This is a genomic window from Mesorhizobium sp. M4A.F.Ca.ET.020.02.1.1 (assembly GCF_004022645.1).
Classification (GTDB): Bacteria; Pseudomonadota; Alphaproteobacteria; order Rhizobiales; family Rhizobiaceae; genus Mesorhizobium.
Window position 1 is genome coordinate 1 of the sequence record NZ_RZOI01000503.1, and the last position, 4559, is coordinate 4559.

General features: G+C 58.9%; 5 protein-coding genes. 2 read left to right on the forward strand and 3 right to left on the reverse strand.

Annotated features, from left to right (window positions below; genetic code table 11):
- The coding region (locus EN742_RS25225) for a LacI family DNA-binding transcriptional regulator (RefSeq protein ID WP_148670243.1) at positions 1–461 on the reverse strand (461 nt) is incomplete at its 3' end.
- Positions 462–772: 311 nt separating this feature from the next.
- On the opposite strand from EN742_RS25225, the gene EN742_RS25230 reads away from it, so the two are divergent.
- Both EN742_RS25230 and EN742_RS25235 read left to right on the forward strand, forming a co-directional pair.
- On the forward strand, positions 773–2146 hold the full coding sequence (locus tag EN742_RS25230; RefSeq protein ID WP_128333409.1) for a PleD family two-component system response regulator: 1374 nt from the start codon (positions 773–775) through the stop codon (positions 2144–2146).
- Positions 2147–2253: 107 nt separating this feature from the next.
- A complete protein-coding gene (locus tag EN742_RS25235; RefSeq protein ID WP_127407021.1) occupies positions 2254–3249 on the forward strand; it encodes a CBASS cGAMP-activated phospholipase in 996 nt (331 codons plus the stop codon).
- A gap of 174 nt (positions 3250–3423) precedes the next feature.
- Here the strand turns inward: EN742_RS25235 and EN742_RS25240 are convergent, their stop codons facing one another.
- Both EN742_RS25240 and EN742_RS25245 read right to left on the reverse strand, forming a co-directional pair.
- Positions 3424–3711 carry a hypothetical protein gene (locus tag EN742_RS25240; protein ID WP_127407020.1) on the reverse strand — a complete coding sequence of 96 codons (288 nt, stop codon included), beginning with the start codon at positions 3709–3711 and terminating at the stop codon, positions 3424–3426.
- A gap of 161 nt (positions 3712–3872) precedes the next feature.
- On the reverse strand, positions 3873–4559 hold a 687-nt coding region (locus tag EN742_RS25245), incomplete at its 5' end, for an NAD(P)/FAD-dependent oxidoreductase (RefSeq protein ID WP_148670244.1).

The following is a 4559-nucleotide window of genomic DNA, read 5'->3' on the forward strand; positions in this document are numbered from 1 at the left end:
GCATAGATGACCGGGATGCGCAGATTGGAGAGGTCGATCGGCAGATGGCGGTCGATGCGCTTGCCGGTGGCGATGATGCCGTCGACGCGCTTGTCGAGCATGGCCTCGACATGCAGCTGACCGAGGCGCGGATCGTCCTCGACATTGCACAGGAACACCGAGACGCCGGCGTCGACCAGCGCGTCGGACACGCCGGCCATCAGCGGCAGCGAGAAGCGGCCGTAAGTATCGTTGGTGAGCAGCCCGACGGTGAAGGAACGCTTGCGCAGCAGGCTCTGCGCCAGGCTGTTCGGCCGGAACCCCAGCCGCTGCGCCGTCTCGCGGATGCGCTCGCGCGTCTCCGCCGTCATCCGCCCCTGCCCGTTCAGCGCTTTCGAGGCCGTCGCCACGCTGACGCCGGCGGCCGACGCCACCTCGCGCAGGGTGACCGGGGCTGGCGCTGGCGAGGCATCGGAGGACATGTGGCGAGGCGCATCCCTTGATTGGGAAAAGGTTTTCTCTTATCGCCCTGCGCGGCGATGACGGGTGAGGTCAGCGAGCGCAGAGCGATTTGGGAAAAGGTTTTCTCAGAGGGAGATTAGGGGAAGGTGGGGAGGTTGGCAAGGGGGATGACGAGCAGAGACGCGCGTTTGTTCGTCATTGGCCACCTTGCGCCAGAAACGCCTTACGTGCAGCAAGGGCGCATTATCTTGTATTTGTGCTCGGTAGTGTTCAATCAACGAAATCCGGCCAATCCCAATGATGGAATACGTCCCCAGGAGCATATTTTGTCATGACCGCGCGTATACTCGTCGTCGACAACATCCCCGCCAATGTGCGGCTGCTGGAAGTTAGGCTTCTCGCCGAATATTTCGAGGTGCTGACAGCGAGCAACAGTCCGGACGCGATCGAGATCTGCGAAAATGGCAAGGTCGACGTCGTGCTACTCAACGTGATGATGACGGGCATGGACGGCTTCGAGGTCTGTAAGAGGCTGAAGAGCGAGCCGGCGACCTCACATATTCCCGTGGTCATGATCACCGCGCTCGACCAGGTGTCCGACCGGGTGCGCGGCCTCGAGGCCGGCGCCGACGACTTCCTCACCAAGCCGGTCAATGATCTGCAACTGATGACGCGGGTGAAGAGCCTAGTCAGACTGAAGTCGCTGACCGACGAGTTGCGCCTGCGCGCCTCGACCACGCGCAACATAGGCATCCAGGAGCTGCTCAGCCGCAACTTCGAGTCGGAAGACACCAAGCCCAGAGTGCTTGTGGTCGACGAGCGCAAGCCTTCGGTCGAGTGCATCCGGAAGATGCTGCTCGGCAGCGCTGAGCTCGATGTCGCGACCGATCCGAATGCCGGTCTCTTCCAGGCCGCCGAAACATCCTACGAGTGCGTGCTGATCTCGACGGCCTTCACCCATTTCGATGCGCTCAGGCTATGCTCGCAACTGCGCTCGCTCGACCGCACCCGCTTCCTGCCGATCATCCTCCTGGCCGGCGACGACGAGGAGGCGCGCATCATCCGCGGTCTCGAACTCGGCATCAACGACTATCTGACGAGGCCGATCGATCAGCACGAGCTTACGGCACGCCTGCGCACGCAGGTTCGGCGCAAGCGCTACAATGACCAGCTCCGCGGCAGCGTCACCCAAACCATCGAGATGGCGATCACAGATTCTGTAACCGGGCTGCACAACCGCCGTTATCTCGACAGCCATTTGCCGACCCTGTTCGATCGTGCTGTGACGCGCGGACGGCCGCTGTCGGTGATGATCACGGATGTCGACCTTCTAAAGTTGGTCAATGATACATACGGCCACGACGCAGGTGGCGACGTACTGCGAGAGTGCGCACTCCGGCTGCGCAAGCATGTGCGCGCGATTGACCTTGCATGCGTCTACGGGGGCGATGAGTTCGTTGTAGTGATGCCGGACACGGACAGCACTGTGGCCGCGAAAGTCGCAGAGCACATACGCGCCAAAATCGCCCAAATGCCGTTTGCTGTTGGCCAGGAGGCTAAGACAATCGAAGTGACCGTCAGCATTGGCGTATCTTCGGTACTCACGGGCGCGGATACGGTAGCCGGATTAGTAAAGCGGGCTGATGTCGCGCTTTACAATGCCAAGAACGGCGGCCGCAATCGCGTGATCGTCAATCTTGGATGATTATTTTTCGGCTCGACGTTATTAAAGCACTTACACCTGCGTCGAAAGTCGACTTGGTCTCAAGTTGCTGGTACGCCGTACTTCAAAAATTATGTCGGGGCCAATGAATGTCGTTCAATATCCTGTCTTTAAGCGGTGGCGGCTACCGCGGGCTGTTCACCATTGAGGTGCTGGCACGATTGGAGCGGCAAGCTGGCAAGCCGATTGGTCAATGCTTTGACCTAATCGCCGGGACCTCCATCGGCGGAATCATCGCCATTGGTCTGGCCATGGACAAAACTGCCAAAGAGATAAGAGAGACATTCTTGGAACAAGGGGCGGCAATCTTCCCAAAAGGGGAGCCTGCTGCTGGGTGGATTGCACGAAAGGTGGCCCAGTACAAATTCTATACGGGTGGCCCGAAGTATGACGGAAATGCCCTTCGCGCGACTATCGAGAAAATTGTCGGAAAAGACACACTCTTCGGACATGCGCATACCAGATTGGTGGTGCCAGCAGTGAATATGACGAAAGGGAGTGTGCAGATATTCAAAACACCACATAGTTCGGGTGTCGTTGTCGATCTTCATCGCAAGGCAGCCGACATTGCAATGGCCACATCCGCAGCCCCGACATTCTTTCCGATGGCTAAAATTGACAACAGCTATTATGCGGATGGAGGTCTGGTCGCAAACTCTCCAGATGCTTGCGCACTACACGAAGCTGTGCATTTTTGCGACCAGCGGGTATCAGATATTACACTCTTGAGTGTAGGCACAACTACCACAGGGTTTTCGCTGCCCGCGTCACTCGGTCCAGATCTGGGCGTTGTCGAGTGGATGAAGAACGAGCGTCTGATCTCGACGGTCATGTCCTCCCAGCAGCAGATCGTGGACTTTATGGTCGAGCATCAGTTGCATGATCGATACTTGCGCATCGATGCGCGGCCCTCGAATGAACAGATTGTCGACCTCGGTCTGGATTTGGCAACGCCCGCCAGGCGAGAAACCCTACTAGGGTTAGCAGAAGGAGCGTATCAGAGAGTTGCGGGCTCTCCATTTATTGAGAGAGTGCTCGCACACAAACGCGCCAACACTGATTTTCCATCCTTGCTCAGCAAGTAGAATACAGAGCCACAAAGGAAAGAACCGAACTGCGGTGGAGTTAAGCAGCACCCCAGGCAATGCATCAAAGTCGGGTCCGCTAACTACCATTAACGGCGCCTTGTTTGTGCCGAGCGGCCACCACGATCAAATCTCGGTCGGGTAAGCACGTCTTCGAGGCGCCAGCGGCTGGCTCTACGTCCCCTTCACGATTCTCGGCTTGGTCGGTCGGCGGGATGGAGCCGGGCTTTCGATGATCAAGGCCAGCCGCTTCTCGTCTTCAATGGCGCGGTCGACTGCCTCGATTTCCTCCTGGAGCGCCTTCAGTTGGGCACCGTAGCTGGAGCCATCGCTGTCTCCGATCTGGAAGCCACTTGCCCGCATTGCGTCGCGCGTATGGTGCACGTTACGGACGCCTTCGCGTCGAGTTGCGACGAGGATTTCCCTGAACTCTCCAAGACGTTCAACGTGACTGCGAGTCATTGCGTTCTCCTATTTCGTCGTCATCGTCGCCGACGGCGATGCAAAACGGCCAAACTTACGGCGCAGAAGGTCTAGGAGACTAAAGGAGATACTCTCGACAAAGCATGAGTGCGGAAGCTCAAATTTGAACGTTTGCAACAAGGTGATTCCAGGCGCGCCTCTCAAACCAGCATCGACTGCTGGGCGAAGATGCCCGCCATCGCGCCTTGCCACGATGCCGTGGTGACCGAGGGGATCATGGGGTTAGTGAGGTCGCCCGCGGCGTAGATGCCGGGCATGCTGGTTTCGCGGCGCTCATCAACCTTGAGGACGATGCCAAGGGGTGTAGCGGCCGTGGCGAGGCCCAGTGATTCATGCAGGCCGGCGGACGGCTTGTTGCGCGGATGTGCGAACAGAATGTCGACAGCGACATCACGGCCGGAAGCGAGCTTGAGGGTGGGATTACGGCCGCTATGACGGGTGATTTCAGTGATCCGGCCATCGACGATAGGTGTGTTGCGACGCTCCAGATCGGCCCGGATATCGGTCGGGATGTCGTGACCATCGGCGAAGACCGTCAACCTGTCAGTCCAATCGTGGAACAGCCTGGCCTGATTGTGCGACTGCGGGCCGGACCAGACGAGGCCCCAATGCTGGCCGGCGACTTCAAAGCCGTCGCAATAGGGACAGGGCACGATGGACGTGCCCCAGCTTTCGGCAAACCCCGGCACATCGGGCATCTGGTCCGTGATGCCATAGCTCAGGATCAGCCGACGCGCCCCAAGGCTTTCGCCATCGCCCATGAGGACGGAGAAATCGTCGATGCCGCCGGAGACTTTGTCGGCCCGAGCGTTGACCAGACTGATCGC

Bases quoted from the DNA above. Each gene is read 5' to 3' on its own strand.
- EN742_RS25230 (WP_128333409.1), top strand. From the start codon at position 773: ATGACCGCGCGTATACTCGTCGTCGACAACATCCCCGCCAATGTGCGG.
- EN742_RS25235 (WP_127407021.1), top strand. From the start codon at position 2,254: ATGTCGTTCAATATCCTGTCTTTAAGCGGTGGCGGCTACCGCGGGCTG.
- EN742_RS25240 (WP_127407020.1), bottom strand. From the start codon at position 3,711: ATGACTCGCAGTCACGTTGAACGTCTTGGAGAGTTCAGGGAAATCCTC.